The 24,397-nt window shown below is 69.7% G+C and carries 27 protein-coding genes; 17 read left to right on the forward strand and 10 right to left on the reverse strand.

All coding sequences use genetic code 11. The annotated features are described in order from the left end of the window. Positions 1-78 precede the first annotated feature (78 nt). Positions 79-312 carry an RNA chaperone Hfq gene (gene hfq / locus BW949_RS00155; protein ID WP_076363642.1) on the forward strand — a complete coding sequence of 78 codons (234 nt, stop codon included), beginning with the start codon at positions 79-81 and terminating at the stop codon, positions 310-312. After that, complete coding sequence (gene hflX / locus BW949_RS00160) at positions 309-1,613, forward strand: GTPase HflX (RefSeq protein WP_076362925.1); 1,305 nt, start codon at positions 309-311, stop codon at positions 1,611-1,613. Before hfq ends, hflX begins: the two co-directional genes overlap by 4 nt. Before the next feature lie 444 nt (positions 1,614-2,057). Here hflX and BW949_RS00165 read toward each other — a convergent pair whose 3' ends face one another. Both BW949_RS00165 and BW949_RS00170 read right to left on the reverse strand, forming a co-directional pair. After that, positions 2,058-3,047 (reverse strand): DUF6976 family protein, encoded by a 990-nt coding sequence (locus BW949_RS00165; RefSeq protein WP_076362926.1) that lies wholly within the window; start codon positions 3,045-3,047, stop codon positions 2,058-2,060. A 37-nt stretch (positions 3,048-3,084) separates the two neighbouring features. Continuing rightward, on the reverse strand, positions 3,085-3,294 hold the full coding sequence (locus tag BW949_RS00170) for a hypothetical protein (RefSeq protein ID WP_076362927.1): 210 nt from the start codon (positions 3,292-3,294) through the stop codon (positions 3,085-3,087). A 253-nt stretch (positions 3,295-3,547) separates the two neighbouring features. Here BW949_RS00170 and BW949_RS00175 point away from each other — a divergent pair, with 253 nt between their 5' ends. Then, the gene (locus BW949_RS00175; protein ID WP_076362928.1) at positions 3,548-4,495 is read left to right on the forward strand and encodes a 1-phosphofructokinase family hexose kinase; all 948 of its coding nucleotides are present in this window, start codon (positions 3,548-3,550) and stop codon (positions 4,493-4,495) included. Between the two features lie 50 nt (positions 4,496-4,545). Here the strand turns inward: BW949_RS00175 and BW949_RS00180 are convergent, their stop codons facing one another. The 3 genes from BW949_RS00180 to BW949_RS00190 form a co-directional block, all read right to left on the reverse strand. Beyond that, positions 4,546-5,592 carry a YeeE/YedE family protein gene (locus tag BW949_RS00180; protein WP_083947491.1) on the reverse strand — a complete coding sequence of 349 codons (1,047 nt, stop codon included), beginning with the start codon at positions 5,590-5,592 and terminating at the stop codon, positions 4,546-4,548. A gap of 247 nt (positions 5,593-5,839) precedes the next feature. After that, positions 5,840-6,133, reverse strand: a complete 294-nt coding sequence (locus BW949_RS00185; RefSeq protein ID WP_097176964.1) for an ArsR/SmtB family transcription factor — start codon at positions 6,131-6,133, stop codon at positions 5,840-5,842. A gap of 97 nt (positions 6,134-6,230) precedes the next feature. Then, the gene (locus tag BW949_RS00190; RefSeq protein ID WP_328585806.1) at positions 6,231-6,518 is read right to left on the reverse strand and encodes a hypothetical protein; all 288 of its coding nucleotides are present in this window, start codon (positions 6,516-6,518) and stop codon (positions 6,231-6,233) included. A gap of 445 nt (positions 6,519-6,963) precedes the next feature. Here BW949_RS00190 and BW949_RS00195 point away from each other — a divergent pair, with 445 nt between their 5' ends. The 10 genes from BW949_RS00195 to BW949_RS00240 all read left to right on the forward strand — a co-directional run bounded on the left by BW949_RS00195 (position 6,964) and on the right by BW949_RS00240 (position 16,489). Continuing rightward, entirely contained in the window at positions 6,964-7,701 is a 738-nt protein-coding gene (locus tag BW949_RS00195) for a cytochrome c biogenesis CcdA family protein (protein WP_076362930.1), read from the forward strand. Positions 7,702-7,715: 14 nt separating this feature from the next. Continuing rightward, entirely contained in the window at positions 7,716-8,348 is a 633-nt protein-coding gene (locus BW949_RS00200) for a SoxW family protein (protein ID WP_083947492.1), read from the forward strand. Between the two features lie 151 nt (positions 8,349-8,499). Further along, entirely contained in the window at positions 8,500-9,000 is a 501-nt protein-coding gene (soxX, locus tag BW949_RS00205) for a sulfur oxidation c-type cytochrome SoxX (RefSeq protein WP_083947493.1), read from the forward strand. A 46-nt stretch (positions 9,001-9,046) separates the two neighbouring features. After that, the gene (gene soxY / locus BW949_RS00210; RefSeq protein WP_076362932.1) at positions 9,047-9,466 is read left to right on the forward strand and encodes a thiosulfate oxidation carrier protein SoxY; all 420 of its coding nucleotides are present in this window, start codon (positions 9,047-9,049) and stop codon (positions 9,464-9,466) included. 22 nt (positions 9,467-9,488) lie between these two features. Continuing rightward, on the forward strand, positions 9,489-9,818 hold the full coding sequence (gene soxZ / locus BW949_RS00215; protein WP_076362933.1) for a thiosulfate oxidation carrier complex protein SoxZ: 330 nt from the start codon (positions 9,489-9,491) through the stop codon (positions 9,816-9,818). A 126-nt stretch (positions 9,819-9,944) separates the two neighbouring features. Continuing rightward, complete coding sequence (gene soxA / locus BW949_RS00220) at positions 9,945-10,820, forward strand: sulfur oxidation c-type cytochrome SoxA (RefSeq protein ID WP_235816169.1); 876 nt, start codon at positions 9,945-9,947, stop codon at positions 10,818-10,820. Between the two features lie 168 nt (positions 10,821-10,988). Further along, the gene (gene soxB / locus BW949_RS00225) at positions 10,989-12,680 is read left to right on the forward strand and encodes a thiosulfohydrolase SoxB (RefSeq protein ID WP_076362935.1); all 1,692 of its coding nucleotides are present in this window, start codon (positions 10,989-10,991) and stop codon (positions 12,678-12,680) included. Positions 12,681-12,697: 17 nt separating this feature from the next. After that, positions 12,698-14,059, forward strand: coding sequence for a sulfite dehydrogenase (soxC, locus tag BW949_RS00230; RefSeq protein WP_083947494.1), 1,362 nt, complete (start codon positions 12,698-12,700; stop codon positions 14,057-14,059). Continuing rightward, the gene (locus BW949_RS00235) at positions 14,040-15,146 is read left to right on the forward strand and encodes a c-type cytochrome (protein WP_083947495.1); all 1,107 of its coding nucleotides are present in this window, start codon (positions 14,040-14,042) and stop codon (positions 15,144-15,146) included. Before soxC ends, BW949_RS00235 begins: the two co-directional genes overlap by 20 nt. A 47-nt stretch (positions 15,147-15,193) precedes the next feature. Beyond that, complete coding sequence (locus BW949_RS00240; protein ID WP_083947496.1) at positions 15,194-16,489, forward strand: FAD-dependent oxidoreductase; 1,296 nt, start codon at positions 15,194-15,196, stop codon at positions 16,487-16,489. A 37-nt stretch (positions 16,490-16,526) separates the two neighbouring features. On the opposite strand, the gene BW949_RS00245 is transcribed toward BW949_RS00240, so the two are convergent. Beyond that, on the reverse strand, positions 16,527-17,588 hold the full coding sequence (locus BW949_RS00245) for a YeeE/YedE family protein (RefSeq protein ID WP_076362936.1): 1,062 nt from the start codon (positions 17,586-17,588) through the stop codon (positions 16,527-16,529). 247 nt (positions 17,589-17,835) lie between these two features. Between BW949_RS00245 and BW949_RS00250 the strand changes: the two genes are divergently transcribed. The 3 genes from BW949_RS00250 (at position 17,836) to BW949_RS00260 (ending at position 20,496) form a co-directional block, all read left to right on the forward strand. Beyond that, entirely contained in the window at positions 17,836-18,612 is a 777-nt protein-coding gene (locus BW949_RS00250; protein ID WP_083947497.1) for a pyrimidine 5'-nucleotidase, read from the forward strand. 232 nt (positions 18,613-18,844) lie between these two features. After that, positions 18,845-19,045, forward strand: a complete 201-nt coding sequence (locus BW949_RS00255; protein WP_076362937.1) for a hypothetical protein — start codon at positions 18,845-18,847, stop codon at positions 19,043-19,045. Positions 19,046-19,284: 239 nt separating this feature from the next. Then, positions 19,285-20,496: a UbiH/UbiF family hydroxylase gene (locus BW949_RS00260; RefSeq protein ID WP_076362938.1), complete on the forward strand. Its 1,212-nt coding sequence runs from the start codon at positions 19,285-19,287 to the stop codon at positions 20,494-20,496. A gap of 41 nt (positions 20,497-20,537) precedes the next feature. On the opposite strand, the gene BW949_RS00265 is transcribed toward BW949_RS00260, so the two are convergent. Then, a complete protein-coding gene (locus BW949_RS00265; RefSeq protein WP_268875779.1) occupies positions 20,538-21,026 on the reverse strand; it encodes an Lrp/AsnC family transcriptional regulator in 489 nt (162 codons plus the stop codon). Further along, on the reverse strand, positions 21,023-21,496 hold the full coding sequence (locus BW949_RS00270) for an Lrp/AsnC family transcriptional regulator (protein ID WP_097176939.1): 474 nt from the start codon (positions 21,494-21,496) through the stop codon (positions 21,023-21,025). Before BW949_RS00270 ends, BW949_RS00265 begins: the two co-directional genes overlap by 4 nt. A 111-nt stretch (positions 21,497-21,607) precedes the next feature. Here BW949_RS00270 and ilvC point away from each other — a divergent pair, with 111 nt between their 5' ends. Next, on the forward strand, positions 21,608-22,630 hold the full coding sequence (gene ilvC / locus BW949_RS00275; RefSeq protein ID WP_076362939.1) for a ketol-acid reductoisomerase: 1,023 nt from the start codon (positions 21,608-21,610) through the stop codon (positions 22,628-22,630). Between the two features lie 83 nt (positions 22,631-22,713). On the opposite strand, the gene BW949_RS00280 is transcribed toward ilvC, so the two are convergent. Together BW949_RS00280 and BW949_RS00285 are read right to left on the reverse strand one after the other, a co-directional pair. Continuing rightward, positions 22,714-23,553 (reverse strand): urea carboxylase-associated family protein, encoded by an 840-nt coding sequence (locus tag BW949_RS00280; RefSeq protein WP_076362940.1) that lies wholly within the window; start codon positions 23,551-23,553, stop codon positions 22,714-22,716. An 18-nt stretch (positions 23,554-23,571) separates the two neighbouring features. Then, positions 23,572-24,396 (reverse strand): DUF429 domain-containing protein, encoded by an 825-nt coding sequence (locus BW949_RS00285; RefSeq protein ID WP_076362941.1) that lies wholly within the window; start codon positions 24,394-24,396, stop codon positions 23,572-23,574. Position 24,397 lies beyond the last annotated feature (1 nt).

Consider the following 24,397-nt stretch of genomic DNA (forward strand, 5'->3'; position numbering starts at 1 on the left):
GGGCGATAACCCGCCCACAAGGACGCAACGCGCCGAACTCGCCAAGCGCCGACGGCAAGAATAACAAAGGCAATGGAAATGGCCGCCGACAAACAGAACCTTCAGGATGCCTTCCTCAACCATATCCGCAAGACCAAGGTGCCCGTCACGATCTTCCTGATCAACGGCGTCAAGCTGCAAGGCGTGATCACCTGGTTTGACAATTTCTGCGTGCTCTTGCGCCGCGACGGCCAGAGCCAGCTGGTCTACAAGCACGCCATCTCGACCATCATGCCCGGTCAGCCGATCTCCCTTTATGAAGGTGACGCCTGAGCACGCCGACACCGACCGCCGCGCGTCCCACCCGCGCCTATGTGTTGCATCCCGCGCTGCGCGAGGGGCCGCAGGCACGCGCTGAGGGGGCGGCCGCGCGCAGCCCCGGACATCGTCTCGAGGAGGCCGTCGCGCTGGCCCGCGCGCTGCCCCGCCTGTCGGTCGAAGGGTCCGAGATCGTGCGCCTGGCCCGGCCCCATCCCGGTCATCTCTTCGGCACCGGCAAGCTTGACGAGCTGAAGACGCGCCTTTCGGAGGCCGAGATCGACCTGGTGCTGGTCGATGGCCCGGTGACGCCGGTCCAGCAGCGCAACCTGGAACGGGCATGGGGGGTCAAGCTTCTCGACCGCACCGGGCTGATCCTCGAGATCTTTGCCGACCGCGCCCGCACGCGCGAGGGCGTGCTTCAGGTCGAGCTGGCCGCGCTCAGCTATCAGCGCACGCGGCTGGTGCGGGCCTGGACCCACCTCGAACGCCAGCGCGGCGGGCTTGGCTTCGTGGGCGGCCCCGGCGAGACCCAGATCGAAGCCGACCGCCGCGCCATCGACGAACAGATGGTGCGCCTGCGCCGGCAATTGGCCCGCGTCGTGCGCACCCGCGAATTGCACCGCGCCGCGCGCGCCCGCGTGCCGTTTCCGGTGGTCGCCCTCGTCGGCTATACCAACGCCGGGAAATCCACGCTTTTCAACCGCGTGACCGGCGCCGAGGTGATGGCCAAGGACATGCTCTTTGCCACGCTCGACCCGACGATGCGCGCGCTGGCGCTGCCCGGCGGCGGGCGGGTGATCCTGTCGGATACGGTGGGGTTCATCTCGGATCTGCCGACCGAGCTGGTCGCGGCCTTCCGCGCCACCCTCGAGGAGGTGCTCGAGGCCGATCTGATCGTGCATGTGCGCGACATCGCCCACCCCGAGACCGACGCCCAGGCCGCCGATGTCGAGGCCGTGCTCGAGGCCCTGGGCGTGGACGCCGCGGTGCCACGGCTCGAGGTCTGGAACAAGATCGACGCGCTGGACCCCGAGATGCGCGCGGGCCTTGCCGCGCAGGCCGCGCGCCGCGACGAGGTCTTTGCGCTTTCCGCGCTGACCGGCGAGGGGCTGGCCCCGCTGATGGCCGCGATCGAGGCCGCGACCGGCGCAGACCGCCACCCCGCGCGGCTGACCCTGCCCTTTGAGGCCGGCGACCGGCGCGCAGCCCTGCACCGGATGGGCGTGGTGCGCCACGAGCGCGAGGCCGAGGACGGTTGGGAGATCGACGTTATGTGGTCCGAGGCCGAGAAGGGCCGCTTCAGCGGCGCGTGAGCCCCGCGCGCGCCGGGCATCGCCCAAGCCCGGCCCGCCGAAAAGACGGGCGCATTCCCGATCCCCACCAGCGCACCGGCGCCGACGCGCTCCCGAAGGGATCCAGTCATGGCCATTCCGCCGCGCGCGTCCTCCCGCGCCCGCACGATCCCGAAGGGGCCCGTCATGGCGCCGCGCGGCGCCCCCTCTCCCGAGCCCGGCCGCCGCATGCGAACCACGGGATCGGCGGGCCGGGCATGGCGCGCCGGGGACGGCGCACGGGGAAAACCCCCGGCCTTCGGGACCGGGGGTTTCCTGCCTGCCCGCAGGGGGACGTTGCGGAACAGGGTCTTCAGAGCGCCCCACCGAGCGGGGCCCTCTTTTCAGGCGGCCCGGTTGCCTCGGGCCGCCCGCGTCTGGCTCAGGTCGTCGGGCTCAGGTCATCCGGGCTCAGGTCGTCTGGCCTCAGGCCGCCTTGTTGATGTCCAGCCGGACCAGCGTCTGGTTGAGCAGGATATAGGCGATCTCGCCGAAGGTGACCGGGCCGGTGAAGCTGCCGGTGCGCTTGCCCTCGAGATCGCCGTAAAGATAGTTCAGGATGCAGTTGCACGAATACTGCCCCTCGCCCTTGCCCTCGGCGCCTTCGGCAAAAGCTTCGGCGTAATTGCCCAGCGCACCGGCCAGACGATATTCCACCCCCGCCACGACCGGGGCATAGAACGACACCTCGCCGGTGTCGGGGTTCACGTCGCGGATCGACACATTGACCAGCGCGCCGGCGTAATTGGCCACCAGCGGCAGACGGGTGTCGATGCCGTTCTGCGCGACATAGGCGGCGAAATCGACCTCGGCGCCGTTGACGGTAGCCTTGCGGGTCGAGAAGCCGCTTTCGGGGAAGGTGAAGCTCAGATCGGCATTGTCGCCCTGCGCGAAGATGTTGAGGATGTCGAGATCGACCATCCGCCCTTCGGGCAGCGCCACATGCAGCAGCACCACGCCTTCGTCATGCGCCATGCCGGTCGCGCCGTCAAAGACCTTGGGGGCGCGCGTGCCGATCTCGTCGAGATGGACACCCGTCACCCAGCCGGCCAGCGGCTGATCGAAGAGACCGGGGTATTCCTGGCCCGCGACGGCGAATTCCGAATGCGCCAGCGAGAAGGCCGGGATCATGATCATGGTGAAGCCGCCCGTCACATAGCCATCGGCGATATGCGACAGCGACCCGTGGGGCAGATAGCGCGGCGTGGCGCCCGAGGCTTCGGCGAAAGTGGTCACGAACAGCCGGTCGCGCACCACGGCGCCGCCGGTGTCGGTGACGAAATAGACGGTGGTGCCGCCGATCCAGGCGCCGCGCGGCAGTTGCGCCAGAAGCGTCTCGTCGCCGGCGATGACCATCACCGCGCCTTCGCGGATGCGGGCCGAGACCTCGGGCACGCTGAGCATTTCGTTTTTCATGGCATCATCCTTTCAGACCCGCAGGCCGGGCAAGCGTTCAGAAGCGGGCCATATCGGCCACGGCAAAGGGGTTCTTCATCACGAAATCGCGCAGCTCGGTGATCTTGGCGGCCAGCGTGGCGGGGGCGGCCTTCACGTCGCGGCGCAGGCGCGTCACCAGAATGCGCGTGGCCAGCGCCGCGGAAGACAGATCGCTTTCAGTCGTCAGAACCCGCTTCCAACGGGGATCGCTACCATCCGGAATCATTCCAAACCTCCTTCATATTCGGGTGCGACGATGCGCCCCATGTCTTAATGAAGGGTGGAGAGAATCGATCGAAGGCCCTGCTTTTCGTCACATGGTTGACAAGCTGTAGCGCCCACCGCTGCCCCCGACGGCGCGCGCCGGGGCACCCCCTTGGAAGTGGCGCCCGAAGCTGGCATCGTGGCCGCGATGCTGCGCCGCAGCGCGCCGAAGACAGGCCCCACCCCGAAAGGCCCCCCCCCGAAAGGCCCCCTTGATGCTGCCCATCCTGACCGTCACGCTGAACCCCACGGTGGACCTGTCCACCTCGGCCGAGAATGTCGCCCCCGACCGCAAGCTGCGCTGCACCCGCGCCACCGCCGATCCGGGCGGCGGCGGGCTCAATGTCAGCCGCGCGATCTCGGCGCTGGGGGGGCATTCGACGGCCTTCGTGGCGGTGGGCGGACCCAACGGCGACAAGCTGGTGCATCTGCTGGCCGAGGCCGGGATCGGCCTGTCGCCCTTTCCCGCCCCCGGCGAGACACGCCAGAGCTTCACCGTCAACGACCAGACCAGCGGCGCGCAATACCGCTTCGTGATGCCCGGCCCGCGCTGGCCGGCGGCCTCGGTGACCGAGGCCCTGCGCCGCATCGCCCGCGCCGCCCCCCAGGGCGGTCTGGTGGTGCTGTCGGGCAGCCAGCCCCCCGGCGTGCCCGAGGATTTCCCCGCGCGCCTGGCCTCGCGCATCGCGCGCACGCAGGCGCGGCTGATCCTCGACACCTCGGGGCCGGCGCTGCATGCGCTGCTCGATGCGGGCGCGCGGCCGGCGCATGTGCTGCGCATGGATGACATCGAGGCCGAGGGGCTGGCCGGCGGCCCCCTGCCCGACCGCCGCGACAGCGCCGAATTCGCGCAATCGCTGGTGGCGCGCGGGATCGCCGAGATCGTGATCGTGGCGCGCGGGGCCGAAGGTTCGGTGCTGGCCACCGCGACCGAACGCTTCCACGCCGCGGCGGCCGAGGTGCCCGTGGTCTCGAAGGTGGGGGCGGGCGACAGTTTCGTGGGCGCCTTCACCCTGGCCCTGGCGCAGGAGGCAGACCTTGCGCGCGCGCTGCAACTGGGGGTGGCGGCGGCCAGTGCCGCGGTGATGACCGAGGCGACCGAGCTGTGCCGGCCCGCCGATGTGCGCCGCCTGACCCCGCATTGCAAGGTGACGCGGATCTGAGGCAGCGGCGCTGCGGCGGTGGCGCTGCGGCGGCGGTGGGCGCCTTTCGGCTAGCCGCGCTCGAACCGGCCCAGAAGCTGCGCCAGCCCCAGGGCCGCGCCCGCCACGATCGCGGCCAGCGTCACCGGCCCCGACCAGGCCAGCGTGGCAAAGCCGGTCAGCCCCTGGCCCAGTGAACAGCCCATGGCGATGGTGCCGCCCACGCCCATCAGCGCCGCGCCGCCGACCTGCCGGCCCAGCTCGGAGGCGTCGTCGCAGGCCTCCCAGCGGAAGAGGCCGCGCAGCATCGAGCCGGTGAAGGCCCCGATCAGCACCCCCGCGACCGAGCCCACCGAGAACGACAGCCCCCCGCCGGTCGAGGTCATCAGATAGAGCAGCGTGCGCCCCACCGGCGCGGTGTAGGACGGCCCCTCGACACCCACGGCGCCGAAGCTGGCCTGCGCGGCCCAGCTGGTGCCGGCCAGACACCAGGCGACCGCGAGCCCCGCCGCGACGCCCCAGCCGACATGCCCATGCGCGACCCGGAACGGCGCATGCGCCAGCGCGAAAAGGACAAGCCCCGCCCCCAGCGCCAGCGCCACCAGCCCCGGCGCAAGGCCCAGCGCCGCGCCCAGATCATGGGCCATGTCATGGGGCACCAGCGCGGCCTCCTGCGGGAAAAGCTGCACCCGCAAGGGCGCCAGCGGCCCCGACAGCGCCATGAACCCCACGATCCCCATCACCCCCACGATGACAAGCGAGCGCAGATCCCCCCCGCCAAAGCGCACCAGCGCGCCAAAGCCGCAATTGCCCGCCAGCGCCATGCCATAGCCGAACATCGCCCCGCCCAGGATGCTGGCCATCGGCTGCCAGCGGATCGCGTGATATTGCGTGGCGGCCAGGTCGATCAGCCCGGCCGCGGCCAGCGCCTGCGTGGACAGGATCGCCACGCCCAAGACCAGCGCCCACATGCGCAGCCGCCGCTGGTCATGCGCATAAAGCGCCGTCTCGATCGCGCCCAGCGTGCAGAAATTGCCCAGACGGCCGGCCAGCCCCAGCACGGCGCCCCCGACCAGCCCGACAAGCGCGGCAACCGCGCCCCAGGCCATGTCCTCCATGATGTTCCTCCCTCCGGGCGGGGGCCTCCACTCCCCCGCGCCTGCGGCCCCCCGTGACGGGCGCCGCGCGCAGCTTTCCAAGGATTGCGCCTTCTGGCAAGGGGCTGGCCGCGCCCTTCGTCGTATCGGGGGCGCCGCATCGGGGACGGTGCATCAGGGGCGGTGCGTCACGGAGAGCTTCGGGGGCCGCAGCCCAGGCGCCTCGATCCCGCGGCGGAAGGGAGGGCGCCGGAACGGGAGGGGGCGATCAGTCCTGCGCGCAGAAGAGACGGTTCATCAGCGCGACGGTCTCGGCCACCTTGGGATCGAGGATCGAATAATAGATCACCTGCCCCTCGCGGCGGGTCTGCACCAGCCCCTCGTGGCGCAGCCGGGCCAATTGCTGGCTGACCGCCGACTGGCGCTGATCGAGCAGCGTCTCCAGCTCGGTCACGCTTTTCGGCCCGGTGCTGAGAAAACACAGGATCTGGAGCCGCCCCTCATGGCCCAGCGCCTTGAGGAAATTGGCCACCGTCTCGGCCTGGGCGACCAGCCCGCACATCGGCCCCGCGGCCTGCGCCTGCGCCTTCGGGTCCAGGCCCGCGTCACGCGGCGCCGGCCCTTGCGCCGCGCGCATGCCGAAACGGGAATAGGCGGCTTCAGCCATCGTCGTCCTTTCCTGCGGTCTCAAGGATCTGGTCCAGAAATCCCCAGAAGAAATCCTGGCCCGCATAGCCCTCGATTCTGCCCATCTCGCGGCCGTCTTCAAGCACGACAAACGTCGGTGTGAACACGACCTTGCGTTCCAGTTCCCACTCCGGCGCCAGCGCGGCGGAGATGTCGTGACGCAGGAGGGCAGCCCGCCGCCCCGCGTCCGTCAGCGGATATATGGGCGCGATCTCGTCGTTCCAACGGGCACACCAGCGACAACCGGGCCGTTCGAACATCACCAGCGCCAGATCGGCCCGAGCCGGAAGGGCGGGAATTGCCAGAAGGAGCGCCGCCAGAACCGCCCGCAACACCGGCCCCAACACAGCCCGCAGCGCAGTGCCGCAGCCAAGGCCCGCACCCCCGGCACACTCGCCAGAAGTGTTCCGGCCTGCGACACCCCGCCTCCTGCGCGCAAAAGTCATTGACGCCACCCTCGCCATATCCGCATATTCTAATGTATTCACATCCCGCCGACAACCGCCGGCCAACAGGACCGACGGGGGGGGGGGGGGGGGACGCGATCAGTCCGGCACGCCCGCGGAGGAGGCGGCGCGCCGGCCAGCCGGACAGAAGCCCCTGACCCAAGATGGGGACCGAAGATGGGGACCGCGCGCGCCGTCCGGCCCGACGACCCGTCCCGCAAGGGGCGGCATCATGGAGTTTGCGGGAAGGGAGGCCCGGATGCTCGAGATCAGCTACGGCGGCGCAGCGCTGGCGGGACTTCTGTCCTTCCTGTCGCCCTGCATCCTGCCGATGGTGCCCTTCTACCTCAGCTACATGGCCGGCCTGTCCATGGCCGAATTGCGCGGCGGCGAACGCATCCCGCCCGGCGCCCAGGCCCGCCTGATCGGCGCGGCGCTGGCCTTTGCGCTGGGGGTCACCACCATCTTCGTGTTGCTGGGGCTGGGCGCCACCGCCGCCGGACAGGCCTTTGCCGCGTGGAAGGGCGTGCTGAGCTATGTCGCGGCCGGCGTCCTTTTCGTCTTCGGGCTGCATTTCCTGGGCGTGCTGCGCATCCCGCTTCTTTACCGCGAGGCCCGGATCGAGACCCGGACCGAGCCCACCTCGCTTCTGGGCGCCTATGTCATGGGGCTGGCCTTCGGCTTTGGCTGGACGCCCTGCGTCGGCCCGGCGCTGGCGGCGATCCTGATGGTGGCCTCGGGGATGGGCGATCTGACCCGCGGCGGGCTGCTCTTGCTGACCTATGGCCTGGGAATGACGCTGCCCTTCGTGCTGGCGGCCTTCTTCGCGCGGCCCTTCCTGGCCTTTCTGGCGCGCCACCGCCGCCACCTCGGGCTTGTCGAAAAGGCCATGGGCGTCATGCTCATCGCCTTTGCCCTCTTGATCGCCACCGATTCCGTCAACCGCATCGCCGAGATGATGCTCAACGCCTTTGACTGGACGTCCACGCTCAAATGACACCGGAGGATGCCATGAGCCGACCGAGACCCACCCTTGCCACTGCCCTTGCCACTGCCCTTGCCAAAGGCCTTGCCAAAGGCCTTGCCACGGGCCTGACCGTGCTGGCGCTGTCCCTGCCCGCTGTCGCCGCAGCCCCCCTGGGCGACGATGGCCTGCACAAGCCCGACTGGCTGCGCGCGACCTTCAAGGATCTGCCCGAGGATCTGGCCGAAGCCAATGCCGAGGGCAAGCGCCTGCTGATCCTGTTCGAACAGCGCGGCTGCATCTATTGCGCCAGGATGCACGAGGAGGTGCTCTCGGATCCCAGGATCGAGGCGCTGATCCGCGAGGGCTATTTCGTCGTGCAGATGAACCTGGCCGGCAGCACCGAGGTGACCGATTTCGACGCCACCAGCGCCACCGAAAAGGAAATGGCCCGGCGCTGGGGGATCATGTTCACGCCGACGCTGATCTTCCTGCCCGAGGACGTGCCCGCCGATCAGACGGCCGCGCAGGCGGCGGTGGCCACGATGCCCGGCGCCTTCGGCAAGGTGACCACGCAGGCGCTGCTGACCTGGGTGCGCGCGCATGGATATGCCGAGGGCGAGATGTTCCAGGACTATCTGGCGGCGCAGATCCGGTCCGGCGCGATCCCGATGGAATGAAGCAATTCCAATGCCTTGCGCGCCAATGCGAATGTCGCAGGCGCAGCAATCCCCGGATGCTGCCGCAGAAACATTCGTTTATGAAAATATATCGTTGCACGCGAAGCCAACCACTTGCTAACCTCGTGACAGGGAGAACAGGGAGGAGAGCATGAGACGCATAGCGACGCTTTGCGCCCCGGCTGCGGTGAGCGCGGCAGCCATCACCACGGCGCTGACGATCCTGGCGCCACCGGTCCTGGCCGAGACCGCGCCCGCCGCGATCGCATGGCAGGATGGCGCCATCGCCGCCCCGCTGACCGACAGCCCCGGCGATGCCGGCCGCGGCGCCGAACTGATGGCCACGCGCCCCTTGGGCAATTGCGTGGCCTGCCACGAGATCGCGGCGCTGCCCGCGGCCTCCTTCCAGGGCAATATCGGGCCCGCGCTCGAAGGGGCGGCCACGCGCTATTCCGAAGCCCAGCTGCGCGGGATCATCGTCAACGCCAAGAACACCTTCGACGGCTCGATGATGCCGGCCTTCTACAAGACCGACGGCTTCATCCGCCCTGGCGACGCCTATACCGGCAAGGCCGCGCCTGCCGATCTGCCGCCGATCCTCGATGCCCAGCAGGTCGAGGACGTGCTGGCCTTCCTGATGACGATGAAATAGGCGCGCAGCCGCTGCGCCCTGATGCACGGACCCAGAGGACACCCAGATGCATTTCACCAGACGAGAGGCCCTGGCGCTCGGGCTCGGCGGGATCACCGCCGCCGCGCTGCCGCTGCCGGCCCTGGCCAGCAAGGTCGATGACGCCATCGCCGCCTTTACCGGCGGCGCCACCCCCGCCGAGGGCGGCGTGACCCTGACCGCCCCCGAGATCGCCGAGAACGGCAACACCGTGCCGATCGCGGTCGACGCCCCCGGCGCGGTGGCGGTCGCGGTCTTTGCCACCGGCAACCCAGAAACCGGCGTTGTCACCTTCCGCTTCGGACCCGCCGCGGGCTCGCGCATGGCCTCGACCCGTGTCCGCCTGGCCAAGACCCAGGACGTGATCGCCGTGGCGCAGATGGAAGACGGCAGCTTCGCGCGCACCAGCGCCACCGTGAAGGTGACCATCGGCGGCTGCGGCGGCTGAGCGACAGAGAGGAACAGACCCAATGGCAAGCAACGTCAAACCCCGCGTCAAGGTTCCCAAATCCGCCTCGGCCGGCGAGGTGGTGACCATCAAGACGCTGATCTCGCATCCGATGGAATCGGGCCAACGCAAGGATTCGGCCGGCCAGCCGATCCCGCGCCAGATCATCAACCGCTTCACCTGCGACTTCAACGGCCAGAACGCGCTCGACGTGACGCTGGAACCGGCCGTGTCCACCAACCCCTATTTCGAATTCGATGTCCGCGTCGATGCCGCCGGCGAATTCCACTTCACCTGGTATGACGACGACGGCTCGATCTACGAGGAACGCAAGTCGATCACGCTGGCCTGACTGACGCCGGCGCGTGCCCCCGTCTCACCGGGCGGGGCGCGCGACAGACAAGGCGAACCGATCCGCCGGGGAGGGGCGGCCCGGTTCCGCCCGAATGACGACGGGATCCAGGGAGGAAACAGATCCATGCAAAAGGCCCCCCGAATGGCCCGCGCCCTTGCCGGCGCCCTTGCTGCCGCCGCATTGGCCGGCAGCGCGATCCAGGCCAGCGCCGACCCGGTCGAAGGCGTCGATCTGGTCGTCAACAACGAGATCACGCTGACCACCCGCGCCCCCGCGCCCGCCCATCTGGACGGCGCCCTGCCCGAAGTGATGTCGGGCTGGCTGTTCCGCGAGGACGCGACCCGCGCCATGCAGATGGACGACTTCGACAACCCGGCGATGGTCTTTGCCGACATGGGCCGCGATCTGTGGGGAACCACCGACGGCGCCGAGGGCAAGTCCTGCGCCTCGTGCCATGGCAACATCGAGGAGATGCGCGGCGTGCGCGCCCACATGCCCAGGATCAGCCCCGCCGGCGACGATCTGTGGTCGATGGAGAATTTCGTCAACAATTGCCGCACCACGCGGATGGGCGCCGAGGCCTGGGGCTGGGATTCGAACGAGATGATGAACATGACCGCCGCGCTCTCGCTGCAATCGCGCGGGCTGCCGGTCGATGTGGCCATCGACGGCCCCGCCGCGCCCTGGTGGGAGAAGGGCCGCGAGATCTATTACACCCGTTTCGGGCAGCTGGAACTGGCCTGCTCGAACTGCCATCAGGACCATTTCGGCGACATGATCCGCGCCGACCACCTGAGCCAGGGCCAGATCAACGGCTTCCCCGTCTACCGGCTCAAGACCGCGGGTCTGGTCTCGATCCACAACCGCTTCAAGGGCTGCGTGCGCGACACCCGCGCCGAGACCTTCAAGCCCGGCTCGGCCGAATTCCGCGCGCTCGAACTCTATGTCGCCTCGCGCGGGCAGGGGCTGTCGGTCGAAGGGGTCTCGGTCCGCCCCTGAGCCCGCCGGCCCTGGGCCCCGCACGCGCCCCGCACGCGCCCATCCGCGCCTTTCCCGGTGATCCTTCCGCCCTCTGGATGCGCCCGGCCCCACAGCCGGACGCATCTCCCCCCCGCATGCCGCCGCCACAAGAGGCGCGCGGCCCCCTCAGGACAGGAGTGCACGCCCATGATCTCGCGCCGCGAATTCATTCAGGCAGGTCTGGCCACCTCGGCGATCCTCGGCGCCTCGGGGCTGGGGATGATGCCGCGCATGGCCGCAGCCCAGGGCCTGACCCAGGACCAGCTTCTGCAATTCGACGATTTCGGCAACGTGACGCTGGTCCATGTGACCGACATCCACGCCCAGCTAAAACCGATCTGGTTCCGCGAACCCTCGGTCAACCTGGGCGTGGGCCCCGCGCATGGCCTGCCCCCGCATCTGACCGGGCGCGCCTTCCTCGAGGCCTTCGGCATCGCGCCGGGCGGCCCCGAGGCCTATGCGCTGACCTCCGACGACTTCGTGGCGCTGGCGCGCGCCTATGGCCGGATGGGCGGCATGGACCGCGTGGCCACCGTCATCAAGGCGATCCGCGCCGCCCGCCCCGAGGCCATCATTCTGGACGGCGGCGACACCTGGCACGGCTCGATGACGGCGCTGCGCACCCGCGGGCAGGACATGGTCGAGGTGATGAACGCGCTGGGTGTCGAGGCGATGACCTCGCATTGGGAATGGACCTATGGCGCCGAGCGCGTGAACGAGATCGTCGCCGGCCTGCCCTTCCCCTTCCTGGGCGCCAACATCTTCGACGCCGAATGGGACGAGCCCGCCTTCGACCCCTATGTGATCTTCGAGCGCGGCGGCACCTCGGTCGCGGTGATCGGCCAGGCCTTCCCCTACATGCCCATTGCCAACCCGCGCTGGATGTTCCCCGACTATTCCTTCGGCATCCGCCAGGAACGCATGCAGGACATGGTGGACGAGGTGCGCGCCAAGGGGGCGCAGCTGGTCGTGTGCCTGTCGCACAACGGCTTCGACGTCGACCGCAAGATGGCCGCGCAGGTGCAGGGCATCGACGTGATCCTGACCGGCCACACCCATGACGCCATTCCCGAACCCGTGCTGGTCGGCCAGACGATCCTGATCGCCAGCGGCTCGAACGGCAAATTCGTCTCGCGCGTGGATCTCGACGTGCGCGACGGCCAGATGATGGGCTTTCGCCACAAGCTGATCCCGGTCTTTGCCGATGTCATCGCCCCCGACCCCGACATGGCCGCGCTGATCGACGATCTGCGCGCGCCCTTCGCGGCCGAGCTGGGCGAGACCATCGCCACCACGGAAAGCCTGCTCTACCGCCGGGGCAATTTCAACGGCACCTGGGATGACGTGATCTGCGACGCCATCCGCGCCGAGCGCGACGCCCAGATCGCGCTGTCGCCCGGCGTGCGCTGGGGCACGACGCTGCTGCCCGGCGACCCGATCACCCGCGAGGACATCTTCAACGCCACCGCCATGACCTATGGCCAGTGCTACCGCACCCAGATGACCGGCGCCACGCTGCGCACCATCCTCGAGGATGTGGCCGACAACATCTTCAACACCGACCCCTATTACCAGCAGGGCGGCGACATGGTGCGGCTGGGCGGGCTGGCCTACACGATCGACGTCTCGGCGCCGATGGGCAAGCGCATCTCGGACCTGCGGCTGAGCGACGACGACACCGCCATCGAGCCGGGCGCCAGCTATGTCGTGGCCGGCTGGGCCAGCGTCAACGAAGACACCGAAGGCCCCCAGATCTGGGACGTGATCGAAAGCTATCTGCGCAAGACCGGCACGGTCACGCGCGGCCCGTCGCAAACCGTCACGATCAAGGGCGCCTGAGACGCACGAGGAAGACCATGACCGACAAGAGCGCAAGCCCCCCAAGCCCCGAGCCCAGCTTCCATCCCGATCCCGCCACCGGCCCCGCGCCGGCGGGGGCGCAGACCGGGCCCAGCCGCCGCCGCGTCCTGGGCGCGCTGGCCGCGGGCGCGGCAGGGGCTGCCACCGGGGCCGCCACCGGGACCGCCTCGGGGGCATCCGCGGCGGGCACGCCCGACCCGCTCATCACCGAGAACCAGCCCTGGTCCACCACGCTGGGCGAGGGCGTCGATGTCACCCCCTATGGCCTGCCCATCCATTTCGAATCCGACGTGGTGCGGCGCAACGTGCCCTGGCTGACCGCCGAGACCATCTCGTCGATCAACTTCACCCCGATCCACGCCCTCGAGGGCACGATCACCCCCCAGGGCTGCGCCTTCGAACGCCACCACGCCGGCGCGATCGAGCTGTCCAAGGCCGATTACCGGCTGATGATCAACGGCCTTGTCGACCGGCCGCTGATCTTCACCTTCGAGGATCTGCTCCGCTTCCCGCGCGAGACGCGCGTTTTGTTCATGGAATGCGCCGCCAATTCGGGCATGGAATGGGCCGGCGCCCAGCTCAACGGCTGCCAGTTCACGCAAGGCATGATCCACAACATGGAATATACCGGCGTGCCGCTGCGCCTTCTGCTGGCCGAAGCCGGGGTGCAGCCCGCGGGCAAATGGGTGCTGGTCGAGGGCGCCGATGCCTCGGGGATGTCGCGCTCGCTGCCGCTCGAGAAGGCGCTCGACGATTGCCTCGTGGCCTTCCAGGCCAATGGCGAGGCGCTGCGCAAGGAACATGGCTATCCCGTGCGGCTGTGCGTGCCGGGCTGGGAAGGCAACATGTGGGTGAAATGGCTGCGCCGCATCGAGGTGGGCGACCAGCCCTGGGAACACCGCGAGGAAACCTCGAAATACACCGACACGATGGCCGACGGGCGCTCGCGCAAATGGACCTGGGTGATGGACGCCAAATCGGTCATCACCGCGCCCTCGCCGCAGATGCCCATCGCCCACGGCCCCGGCCCGCTGGTCATCACCGGGCTGGCCTGGTCGGGCCGCGGCAAGATCACCCGCGTCGATGTCTCGAAGGATGGCGGCCGCAGCTGGGAGACCGCGCGCCTTTCAGGGCCCGCCCATGACAAGGCGCTCCAGCGGTTCTATCTCGACACCGTCTGGGACGGCTCGGAGATGCTGCTGCAATCGCGCGCCATCGACGAGACCGGCTATGTCCAGCCCACCAAGGACGCGCTGCGCGCCATCCGGGGCGAAAATTCCATCTACCACATGAACGGCATCCAGACCTGGTTCGTGGCCGCCGACGGGAGGGTCGAGAATGTCGAAGTCTCGTCGTGACAACGCCGGGGGGAACAGGAACAGGCAGGCCCACCCCCGTTTCGCCCGCGCGCGCGCCCTGGCCGCGGGGCTTGCCCTGCCCGCCCTTCTGGCCCTGCCCGCCCTCCTGCCTCTGCCCGCCGCCGCCGAAGGCTTCGGCCTGGGCCGCACCGCCCTGCCCCAGGAGCTGGCCGCCTGGGATATCGACATCCGCCCCGACGGGCTGGGCCTGCCCGAGGGATCGGGCGATGTCCAGACGGGCGAGGCGCTCTTTTCGGAACGCTGCGCCGTCTGCCACGGCGATTTCGGCGAGGGCGTGGACCGCTGGCCGGTGCTGGCCGGTGGTCAGGGCACGCTGGCCGACCGCGACCCGGTCAAGACCGTGGGCTCGTACTGGCCCTATCTCTCGACCCTGTGGGATTACGTCCACCGCGCCATGCCCTTCACCGAGGCCCACAGCCTGAACGTCAACGACACCTATGCGATCGTGGCCTATATCCTTTATTCCAACGACATCGTGGACGACGACTTCACCCTGACGCGCGAGAATTTCGCCACGGTCGAGATGCCCAATGCCGACGGCTTCTTCGTCGATGACCGCGATCAGGTCGAGGTGCCGGCGTTCTCGGCCGCGCCCTGCATGCACGATTGCAAGACCGACGTGCACATCACCCGCCGCGCCACCGTGCTGGACGTGACCCCCGAAACCGAAACCGACACCGAAACCGGGGACGAAACCGCCAGTGCCGAGGCCCCCGCGGCACCGCCCGAGCCCACGGGCCTCGACCCGGTCCTGGTTGCCGCCGGCGAGCAGGTCTTTCGCAAATGCGCCGCCTGCCACCGGATCGGGACAGACGCGCGCAACGCCGTGGGGCCGGTCCTCAATGGCGTGGTGGGCCGGCACGCGGGCGCCATCGACGATTTCCGGTATTCGCCCGCGATGAAGGCCGCAGCCGAGGACGGGCTGGTCTGGACGCCCGAGCTGCTGGACGCCTATCTGACCGACCCCAAGACCATCGTGCCCCGCGGCCGGATGTCCTTTGCCGGTCTGCGCCGCGCCGAGGACCGCGCCGCGGTGATCGCCTATCTCCAGGCGCAGGAGGGCTGAGATGAGGGGGCGAAGATGAGGGGGGGCGGAGATAACGGGGGGCTGCGATGACGGGCGCGGGCCGGCGCCTCGGGCGGCGCGCCGTTCTGCGCGGCGCCGCCGCGGCGCTGCTCGGCCCCTCGCTGCCTGCCCCCTCTCTGGCTGCCCCCTCTCTGGCGCGCGGCGCCCGCCCGCGCGTCGTCATCGTCGGCGGCGGGGCGGGCGGGGCGACGCTGGCCCGCCTGCTGCCCGCGCAGCTGGACGTGACCCTGATCGAAGCCAGCCCGATCTATCAGTCCTGCTTCTTCTCGAACCTCGCGCTGGGCGGCTTTCTGCCCTTCGAGGCGCTGGCCCATGATTACGGCGCCCTCACGGCGCAGGACGTGCGGCTGATCCTGGGCCGCGCCACCGCCATCGACCCCGCCACGCGCGCGGTCCATATCGGCCCCGAGCACATCAGCTATGACCGGCTGGTGCTGGCGCCGGGCATCGACTACCGCCCCGACGCCCTGCCCGGCTGGTCGGAAGATGATCCCCGCCTGCTGCCGCCGATGTGGAAATCGGGCGAACGCCCCGAGCGCCTGCGTCAGGCGCTTCTGGACATGCGCCCCGGCGGCACCTTCTGCCTGATCGCGCCGCCCGCCCCCTATCGCTGCCCCCCCGCCCCCTACGAGCGCGTCTCGATGGCGGCATCCCTGCTCAAGCAGCACAACCCCACGGCGCGCATCCTGATCCTCGATGCCAAACCCAGTTTCGCCAAGCAGGCGCTTTTCGAGGAGGGCTGGCAGACACATTACCCCGGCATGATCGAACGGCTGGGCCCGGACATGGGCGCCGACATCCTGGAGCTGTCGGTGGGCGCCCATCAGGTGATCGTGGACGGCATGGAAGAGGGCTATGACCTTCTGAACGTGATCCCGCCGCAGCAGGCCGGCGCCATCGCCCAGGCCGCGGGGGTGGTCGATGCCTCGGGCTGGGCGCCGGTCGACCCGGCCAGCCTGCGCGCGCGCCTCAACCCCGAGATCTTCGTTCTGGGCGACGCGGGCCAGCCCGGCGCGATCCCCAAATCGGCCTCGGCGGCGGTGTCGGGGGCGGCGATCGCGGCCGCGGCGCTGGCGGGCGACCTTCTGGGCCAGACGGGCCCCGCGGCAGGCCCCCGGCCCGGCTATGACAGCACCTGTTATTCGGCGCTGGCCGAGGCGGATTCGGTCTTCGAGATCAGCGCCTATGCCCCGCGCGACGGCACCCTGACGCGCACCCGCCACGCGCTGAGCCAGATGCACGAGAGCCGCGAGACCCGCGCGCGCAACTGGGCCGAGGCCTTTGCCTGGCACGCCGGGATCGCCGCGCGCATCTTCGGCTGAACCCCTGCCGAAAGCGGCCCCTCAAGGCCCCGCCGCCTCAGGCGCAGGCCACCGCGCCGCGGCGGTCCACCAGCGCATCGGTGATCATCGCGCCCAGCCACATGCACAGAAGCGCCAGCCACGCGGTCGCGGCCAGCACGGCCGTTCCGGTGACGCCCGCCCCGATCGCGCAGCCCCCCGCCAGCATGCCGCCAAAGCCCATCAAGGCCGCCCCCAGCATCGACCGGCGCATCTGGCTTTCGCCGTCGAAGCCCTGGAAATGCAGCTCGCCCGCCAGCCCCGCGGCGACAAAGGCCCCCAGGAACACCCCCGGCACGAGGCCGATATCAAAGCCCCATTCCGGCGCCGGGATCAGAAAGAACATCAACGTGTTGGCCGAAGGCCCGGTGAAGGTGACCGAGGTCACGGGCAAGGGCTCGAAGGCCGATTGCGCCAGGCTCCAGCTCAGCACCCAGCCCAGCGCCACCGAAAATCCCACGCCCGAGGCAAAGACCAGAACCCGCGGCCCGATGGCGTTGCGCCAGGCCGCGACCAGCGCCCCCCCCGCCGCCAGAAGTCCCACCACCAGCCCCGCCGCCTCGGGCAGCCCCGCCAGCACGGCCAGATCCACGTTGCGCCCCTCGGGCGTCACCCAGATCTCGGCGATGCGGTTGCGCACGGGCGCCAGCCAGCCATGCAGGCTCATCTGCGCAACCACCGCAAAGATCAGCCCCGAAACCACCGAGCGCAGGTTGCCCGTGGCCGCCAGCACCAGCAGCCGCCCCGAGCACCCGCGCGCCAGCACCATGCCGATGCCGAACATCAGCCCGCCGACGATCGCCCCCGACCACGAACCCGGCACCGCCATCATCCGCGCATCCTCGGGACGGAAGAGGCCCAGCAGACGCGCGCTCTGCACCCAGACCAGCGCGGTCGAGAAGGTCAGCAGCCACACCGCTACCCGCGGCCCGATCCGTCCGCGGGCGAATTCCACCGTGGCCGCGCGCAGGCAGAACGACGCCCGCTGGGCCGCGACGCCGAAGACGACCCCGGTCAACAGACCAAAGAGCGCCGCCACCGGCCCTTCGCCCAGCGCATCGAGCAGTGAAATCAGATCCAAGGCGCATCTCCTCCCGTGCCGCGGCTGTCCCTGCCGCCACGGCTCCTGCCCGCGCGCTTGCGCGGCCCGTCCTCTCGCGCGCAGGGCAATTCTGACATGAAACCGTTTCACAAGCATTGATTCCCGTCATCGCGCGTGCAACCGGCGGGCGAAAACGGCGCCGGCGTCGCCCCGGCGCGACGCCCGCCCCCAAGGACGCCCCCCCGACGGATGGACGCCGCCCTGCCCGCCCGCTATCGTCGGCCGCATGTGCCCCACGCCCCCCTCCCGCCCCGCGTCCCTCCATGACAAGCCCCCCCACCATGAGCCGCTGCGCAATCGCGCCGACTGGGCGCAGGTGCGCGACTGGGTGTTCGATCTGGACAACACGCTCTATCCGCCGCGGCTGCGGCTCTTCGATCAGATCGAGGCGCGGATGACGGCCTATGTGGCGCGCGAACTCAAGCTGGCGCCGCCCGAGGCCGACCGGCTGCGCCACGAATATTACCGGCTCTACGGCACCACGCTGGCCGGGCTGATGCACGAGCATGACCTGGATCCGCTGCCCTATCTGCACGAGGTCCACGAGATCGACCTGGGCCATGTGCCCCCCGCCCCCGATCTGGCCGCGGCCATCGGCGCGCTGTCGGGGCGGCGCTGGGTCTATACCAACGGCTCGGCGCCCTATGCCCGGCGCGTGCTGACGGCGCGCGGGCTCGACCGGCTGTTCGACGGGGTGTTCGGGGTCGAGGATGCGGGCTTTCACCCCAAGCCCCGCCGCGCCGCCTTCGAGACCGTCTTTGCCCGCGCCGGCATCGCCCCCGCCACGGGGGCCATGTTCGAGGACGACCCGCGCAACCTGAGCGTCCCGCACGAAATGGGGATGCGCACCGTTCTGGTCACGCCCGACCCCTCCGAGCCTGATGCGGCAGGCCCTCATGCGGCAAGCCCTCATGCGGCGGACCCGCACGCAACGGACCCCGATGCGCCCCACATCCACCACCGCACCCACGATCTGGCGGGCTTCCTGCGCCACCTCATCTGATGGCCCCGTCTGGTCGCCCCCGTCTAATGAAATCCGTCCGATGGAAACCGCGCCGCGATGGCACCACCGGGCCCAAGGTAACGAACAGGTGATTGCGCGCTTGACACAAAGCCCCTGCTTTGCGCATATCACTCCTGCGGCAGCTTGACGCAGACCGACCATGAGCCCGCCGCCTCAGTCAGCTTCTTCCGGCCCCTGCCCCGCGCAGGGCCCCGGCGCGAAAGGATCCTTCATGAGCACGGCGACCGACACCGGCCATTCCAAAGACACCCCGCTTTCCGTCACCCTGATGCTCTTTGCCGCGGTCATCGTGCTGGTGGCCGGCGTGACCTTCGCCGTCATGACCTGGGGCCTGGTGGCGCTGATCCTGACCGGCGTCGTGGCCACCTTCGTCATGCTGGGGATCATCGTGCTGATCACCGCGGGCGGCTGAGGCACACGGCCCGGCACGTGCCACGTCAGGCGGGCCCCGGCCCGCCTTTTTCATGCGCGCCCGCAGGCCGCCGCCGCAGACATCCTCACGCAGGCGCCCACACACAGACCCACACACAGGCCCACGCACGGCCCCACGCACGGGCCCGCACTGGACAGGCCCCGCGCCCGTCCTATCTGACAACCAGACCTATCTGAAATGCAGAAACGACCCCGTCTCGCACGGACAGGAGGGGAGAGATGAGCGAACATTCGACCGACATCCTGATTGCGGGCGGCGGCCCCGCCGGCCTGATCGCGGCCGCGGCCTTCGGCGCCGAGGGCTATCGCGTGACCTGCGTCGACCCCGCCCCGCCCGTCACCGACGAAACCGCCAGCGGCGCCGACATGCGCACCAGCGCGCTTTTGCAACCCTCGGTCCGGCTGCTGGAACGCGCCGGCATCTGGGACAGCCTCGCCCCCCATGGCGCCGCGCTCTCGACGATGCGCATTCTCGACGCCGGCAAGGGCTGCGCGCGCGAACGCCCGCACCCGTTGATGCACGATTTCAAGGCCGAGGATATCTCGGACCAGCCCTTCGGCTGGAACTTCCCCAACTGGGCCATCCGCCGCGAGGCCCTGGCCCGGATCGAGCGCCTTCCCAACGTGCGCTTCCTGCCCGGCCGCGCGGTCGAGGGCGTGGTCGCGCGCGACGATACCGCGCTGGCGCGGCTCGACGATGGCACCCGGCTCAGCGCGCAGCTGGTCGTGGGGGCGGACGGGCGCAATTCCCCCCTGCGCGAGGGGCTGGGGATCCGCACGCGCCGCATCTCCTACGGCCAGAAAGCGCTGGCCTTCGCCGTCACCCACCCCAGCCCGCATGAAAACATCTCGACCGAGATCCACGCCTCGGGCGGGCCGTTCACCCTGGTGCCGCTGCCCGACCGGGCGGGGTCGCCCTCCTCGGCGGTGGTGTGGATGGAAAAGGGCCCCGAGGCCGAGCGTCTGGCCGCCCTGCCCCTGCCCGACTTCGAGGCCGCGCTGAACGCCCGCGCCTTCGAGGCGCTGGGGCCGCTGCGCGTGGCCACCCGCATCGCCGTCTGGCCGATCATCAGCCAGATCGCGCTGGGCTTCACCGGCCCGCGCGTGGCGCTGATGGCCGAGGCCGCGCATGTGGTGCCGCCGATCGGGGCGCAGGGGCTGAACATGTCGCTGGCCGATCTGGCCTGCCTGATCGAGCTGGCCAACCGCAACCGCGCCGAGCTGGGCAACCCGGCGATGCTGACGGCCTATCAGCGCCGCCGCTGGCCCGAGGTGGCCGCCCGGATCGCCGCCGTCGATGCGCTCAACCGCACCTCGATGGCCGGCACGCCGCCGGTGCAGATTTTCCGTGCGGGCCTTCTGGACATGATCCATCGCATCCCCACATTGCGCAAAGGTCTGATGCGTGTGGGCCTTGGTGCGGGGGTCTGACCCCGGTTCCGCGCGGCGCCCGACGGGGCGCCGCGCCTGATTCACACCGCCCCGCCGGGCGGGTCCGGCGGCCCCAGGGGGCCGGGGCGGCGTTCCTCGCTCATCATCACGTTGGCCTCGACCTGGCCCACCCCCGGCAAGGTCAGGATGCGCCGGCGCAACACGCGTTCAAAGTCGCCGATGTCGCGCGCCACCACCCGCAGCCGGTAATCGAACAGCCCCAGCACGTGCTGGATCGTCTGCACCTCGGGGATGGCGGCGGCGGCGCGCTCGAAATCGTCCAGGCTGACGCGGCCGCGCGTGGCCAGCTTCACCCCCAGGAACACGGTCACGTCAAAGCCCAGCGCCGGCTGGTCCAGCACCGGGCGCCGCGCCGCAATCACGCCGGCTTCCTCGAGCCGGCGCAGCCGCCGCCAGGCCGCGGGCTGGCTGATCCCCAGCACCCGCCCCAGCGCGCCCGCATTCATCCCCCCATCCGCCGCCAGCAGCCGCAGCATCGCCCGGTCGGTCTCGTCGATCTCGATCCTCACAGCGGCAGCCCCCGCCCGTCCTTGATCGTCGAGACCAGCATCAGCGCCTCGATCTCGGCGATATGCGGCAAGGTCAGGATCGAGCTGCGGTAGATCTCGTGCCAATGGCCCATGTCGCGCGCGATCACGTTGAGCCGCAGATCGACCCGGCCCAGGAAGGTCTGGATCTCGATGACCTCGGGGACGGCGCGCGCGGCGGCGACGAATTCGTCGAAGGCGCGCGGGTTGGCCTTGTCGAGCGTGAAGCGCAGGCTCACCTCGACCTCCCAGCCCAGCGCGCGCCAGTCGATCACCGCCTCCTGCCCGCGCAGGATGCCGCGCGCGCGCAGCCGCTCGATCCGGCGCCAGCAGGTGGCCGCCGACAGCCCCGCGCGCCGCGCCAGCTCGGCCGTGGGCAGGTCGGGCGCGGCCAGCATCTGCCGCAGGATGCGCCGATCCATGTCGTCGATGGGAATGGATTTTTCATTCATTGCGGTTTGACGTATTAAACTCATTCACAAGGCGTGAAAACCGCAAAGATTGAACGCCAATTCCGGCTGCACGCCCCTATGGTCGCCCCATCGAACCGAAAGGAGTGCACCATGCGCGTCTATTATGATCGCGATTGCGACATCAACCTCATCAAGGACAAGAAGGTGGCGATCCTGGGCTATGGCTCCCAGGGCCATGCCCATGCGCTGAACCTGCGCGACTCGGGCGCCAAGAATGTGGTCGTGGCGCTGCGCGAAGGCTCGGCCTCGGCCAAGAAATGCGAAGCCGAGGGCCTGACCGTCATGGGCATCGCCGAAGCCGCCGCCTGGTGCGACCTGATCATGTTCACCATGCCCGACGAGCTTCAGGCCGAGACCTACAAGAAATACGTTCATGACAACCTGCGCGAAGGCGCCGCGATCGCCTTTGCCCACGGCCTGAACGTGCATTTCGGCCTGATCGAGCCCAAACCCGGCGTTGACGTCATCATGATGGCGCCCAAGGGTCCGGGCCACACCGTGCGCGGCGAATATGTCAAGGGCGGCGGCGTGCCCTGCCTGGTCGCGGTGCATAACGACGCCACCGGCAAGGCGATGGATGTCGCGCTGAGCTATTGCTCGGCCATCGGCGGCGGCCGCTCGGGCATCATCGAGACCAACTTCCGTCAGGAATGCGAAACCGACCTCTTCGGCGAACAGGCCGTTCTGTGCGGTGGTCTGGTCGAGCTGATCCGCATGGGCTTCGAAACCCTGGTCGAGGCGGGCTATGAACCCGAGATGGCCTATTTCGAATGCCTGCACGAGGTGAAGCTGATCGTGGACCTGATCTACGAAGGCGGCATCGCCAACATGAACTACTCGATCTCGAACACCGCCGAATACGGTGAATATGTCTCGGGCCCGCGCGTGCTGCCCTACGACGAGACCAAGGCCCGCATGAAAGCCGTGCTGACCGACATCCAGAACGGCAAGTTCGTGCGTGACTTCATGCAGGAAAACGCCGTCGGCCAGCCCTTCTTCAAGGCCACCCGCCGCATCAACGACGAGCACCAGATCGAACAGGTCGGCGCGAAGCTGCGCGCGATGATGCCCTGGATCGCCAAGGGCAAGATGGTGGACAAGGCCCGCAACTGAGCCCTGCCCCAATCAGATCAAGGAAAAGGGCGCCCCCCGCGGGCGCCCTTTTTCGTGGTGCCCTTTTCGTGACCCCCACGCGCCTAGAGACCGTGGCTGCGGTCATAGCCGTTCGGCGCGGGCGGCGCCCAGCCCGCAGGCGGGGCCTCGGGGCGCAGGATCTCGACCACCAGCGGGTGACAGCGCGCCGCGTCCGAGGAATGCTCGGCCCCGCAATCGCCCCCCGGACAGGCCGAAAGCGCACCCAGAAGGTCGATCTCGGCCATGAATTCCAGATAATCGCCCGGCCGCACGGGGCTGGCCTTCATGAAATACTGGCCCGTGTCGCGGGTGAAGCCCGTGCACATGAATACATTGAGAACGTCATGCACATGCGGCTCGGCCTCGGCCAGCGGCAGGCCGGTTGCGGCGGCCAGCGCGCGCGTCAGGTTGGAATGGCAGCAATGGTGATAGCTGCCCCCCGACAGCAGCCGATGCGTATAGGGGTCGCAGCGCGTGCCGATCACGTCATGGACCGCGCCGCCGTAACTGTCGCGGCCATACCAGCCCAGGCTGTCATGGGTAATCGTCGCCATCGGCCGCAGGAAGGGAAAGGCCGACCACAGACGCGCCCCGCGCGTGACATGGCTGCCGTGCAGCGCGCGGGTCTTGCCCGAATAGAAGCGCTCGGACAGATCGGCCGCGTTCCACAGGTTCAGATCGCCCACCTGCGGCCCTTCGGTGCAATGGATGCGGAAGAAATGCCCCGCCGGCACGCGGAACGCGGCCGCCTCGCGCGGCGGCACGGTGACCGTCTCGAGCCGCGTCAGCCGTGCCCGCGCCACGTCGATCGCCGCCATGTCGGGGGCGGGCAGCGTCTCGACCGGATAGCAGATCACGGGCGGGACGGCACGGCGGGCCGCGGCATCGGCGGGGTCGGACATGGGCGGGCTCCTTCTCGGTCAGGATGGGGGCAGCGCGGCGGGATCGGCGATCCAGCCCTCGAGAGGATCGACACCCGAAGGGCCCGCCGCCGTCAAGCCCGCACGCAGGGCCCAGGCCGCCTGCACCGCGCAGATCACCGCATCCAGCAGATCGGCGCGCGGATCGGCCGCCATCTCGGCCGCCAGATCCCCCGGCAGCACCAGATCAAGGCCAAAGCGCGCCCGCCCCGCCGCCCCGCTCAGCGCCGCGATCAGATCGGCGCGTGCGGCCGCGCGCGCGGGGTCGGCGCGCTGGTCGGACTTGTAGGGCCGCCGCCCGATCAGCGCCCGCGCCGCCACCCCCGGATAGGCCTCGAGCGCGACGCGCGCAGGGTCGCCCGCACAAAGCCCCGGCACATGCACCCCCGCCGCAAGGAGCCGCGGCGCGCCTTGCGCAAACATCCGTGCCACGGGCGTGTAATGCAGGGTCTGCGGGCTGGCCGCCCCGGTCGCGCGATCGGCGGCGCGGAAATGCTGCCGGTCACCGGGCGGGCGCGGCGCCTTGTAGGCCTCGAAGGTCTCGACCAGCGCGGGCAGGCCCATCGCCCCCACCTTCCCGACATAGCCCGCCCAATCGCGCGGCCAGCCCAGCCCGTCGATCAGGCGGCGGGACTGGCCGAAGGGAAAGTCGAAGCCCGCAACCCAAGGCCCCGGCTGGGCCAGGAAGCTCTCGAAGCCGGCAAGGGTCTCGATCCGCTCAAGCCGCCGCAGCCGCAGCCGCGCGCCCTCCAGATGACAGATCGCGGCGGTGATCGGCTTGCGCCGCGCGGGCGCGGCGGTAAAGTCGATGCCGCGGATCTCCATC

The organism is Phaeovulum vinaykumarii (genome assembly GCF_900156695.1).
GTDB classification, from domain to species: domain Bacteria; phylum Pseudomonadota; class Alphaproteobacteria; order Rhodobacterales; family Rhodobacteraceae; genus Bieblia_A; species Bieblia_A vinaykumarii.

Excerpts from the sequence above, each read along its gene's own strand:
- hfq (WP_076363642.1), top strand. The coding sequence starts at position 79 with ATGGCCGCCGACAAACAGAACCTTCAGGATGCCTTCCTCAACCATATC.
- BW949_RS00165 (WP_076362926.1), bottom strand. The coding sequence starts at position 3,047 with ATGAAAAACGAAATGCTCAGCGTGCCCGAGGTCTCGGCCCGCATCCGC.
- BW949_RS00170 (WP_076362927.1), bottom strand. The coding sequence starts at position 3,294 with ATGATTCCGGATGGTAGCGATCCCCGTTGGAAGCGGGTTCTGACGACT.
- BW949_RS00175 (WP_076362928.1), top strand. The coding sequence starts at position 3,548 with ATGCTGCCCATCCTGACCGTCACGCTGAACCCCACGGTGGACCTGTCC.
- BW949_RS00180 (WP_083947491.1), bottom strand. The coding sequence starts at position 5,592 with ATGGAGGACATGGCCTGGGGCGCGGTTGCCGCGCTTGTCGGGCTGGTC.
- BW949_RS00185 (WP_097176964.1), bottom strand. The coding sequence starts at position 6,133 with ATGTGCGGGCTGGTCGCCCAGGCCGAGACGGTGGCCAATTTCCTCAAG.
- BW949_RS00190 (WP_328585806.1), bottom strand. The coding sequence starts at position 6,518 with ATGTTCGAACGGCCCGGTTGTCGCTGGTGTGCCCGTTGGAACGACGAG.
- BW949_RS00195 (WP_076362930.1), top strand. The coding sequence starts at position 6,964 with ATGCTCGAGATCAGCTACGGCGGCGCAGCGCTGGCGGGACTTCTGTCC.
- BW949_RS00200 (WP_083947492.1), top strand. The coding sequence starts at position 7,716 with ATGAGCCGACCGAGACCCACCCTTGCCACTGCCCTTGCCACTGCCCTT.
- soxX (WP_083947493.1), top strand. The coding sequence starts at position 8,500 with ATGAGACGCATAGCGACGCTTTGCGCCCCGGCTGCGGTGAGCGCGGCA.
- soxY (WP_076362932.1), top strand. The coding sequence starts at position 9,047 with ATGCATTTCACCAGACGAGAGGCCCTGGCGCTCGGGCTCGGCGGGATC.
- soxZ (WP_076362933.1), top strand. The coding sequence starts at position 9,489 with ATGGCAAGCAACGTCAAACCCCGCGTCAAGGTTCCCAAATCCGCCTCG.
- soxA (WP_235816169.1), top strand. The coding sequence starts at position 9,945 with ATGCAAAAGGCCCCCCGAATGGCCCGCGCCCTTGCCGGCGCCCTTGCT.
- soxB (WP_076362935.1), top strand. The coding sequence starts at position 10,989 with ATGATCTCGCGCCGCGAATTCATTCAGGCAGGTCTGGCCACCTCGGCG.
- soxC (WP_083947494.1), top strand. The coding sequence starts at position 12,698 with ATGACCGACAAGAGCGCAAGCCCCCCAAGCCCCGAGCCCAGCTTCCAT.
- BW949_RS00235 (WP_083947495.1), top strand. The coding sequence starts at position 14,040 with ATGTCGAAGTCTCGTCGTGACAACGCCGGGGGGAACAGGAACAGGCAG.
- BW949_RS00240 (WP_083947496.1), top strand. The coding sequence starts at position 15,194 with ATGACGGGCGCGGGCCGGCGCCTCGGGCGGCGCGCCGTTCTGCGCGGC.
- BW949_RS00250 (WP_083947497.1), top strand. The coding sequence starts at position 17,836 with ATGTGCCCCACGCCCCCCTCCCGCCCCGCGTCCCTCCATGACAAGCCC.
- BW949_RS00255 (WP_076362937.1), top strand. The coding sequence starts at position 18,845 with ATGAGCACGGCGACCGACACCGGCCATTCCAAAGACACCCCGCTTTCC.
- BW949_RS00260 (WP_076362938.1), top strand. The coding sequence starts at position 19,285 with ATGAGCGAACATTCGACCGACATCCTGATTGCGGGCGGCGGCCCCGCC.
- BW949_RS00270 (WP_097176939.1), bottom strand. The coding sequence starts at position 21,496 with ATGAATGAAAAATCCATTCCCATCGACGACATGGATCGGCGCATCCTG.
- ilvC (WP_076362939.1), top strand. The coding sequence starts at position 21,608 with ATGCGCGTCTATTATGATCGCGATTGCGACATCAACCTCATCAAGGAC.
- BW949_RS00280 (WP_076362940.1), bottom strand. The coding sequence starts at position 23,553 with ATGTCCGACCCCGCCGATGCCGCGGCCCGCCGTGCCGTCCCGCCCGTG.
- BW949_RS00285 (WP_076362941.1), bottom strand. The coding sequence starts at position 24,396 with ATGGAGATCCGCGGCATCGACTTTACCGCCGCGCCCGCGCGGCGCAAG.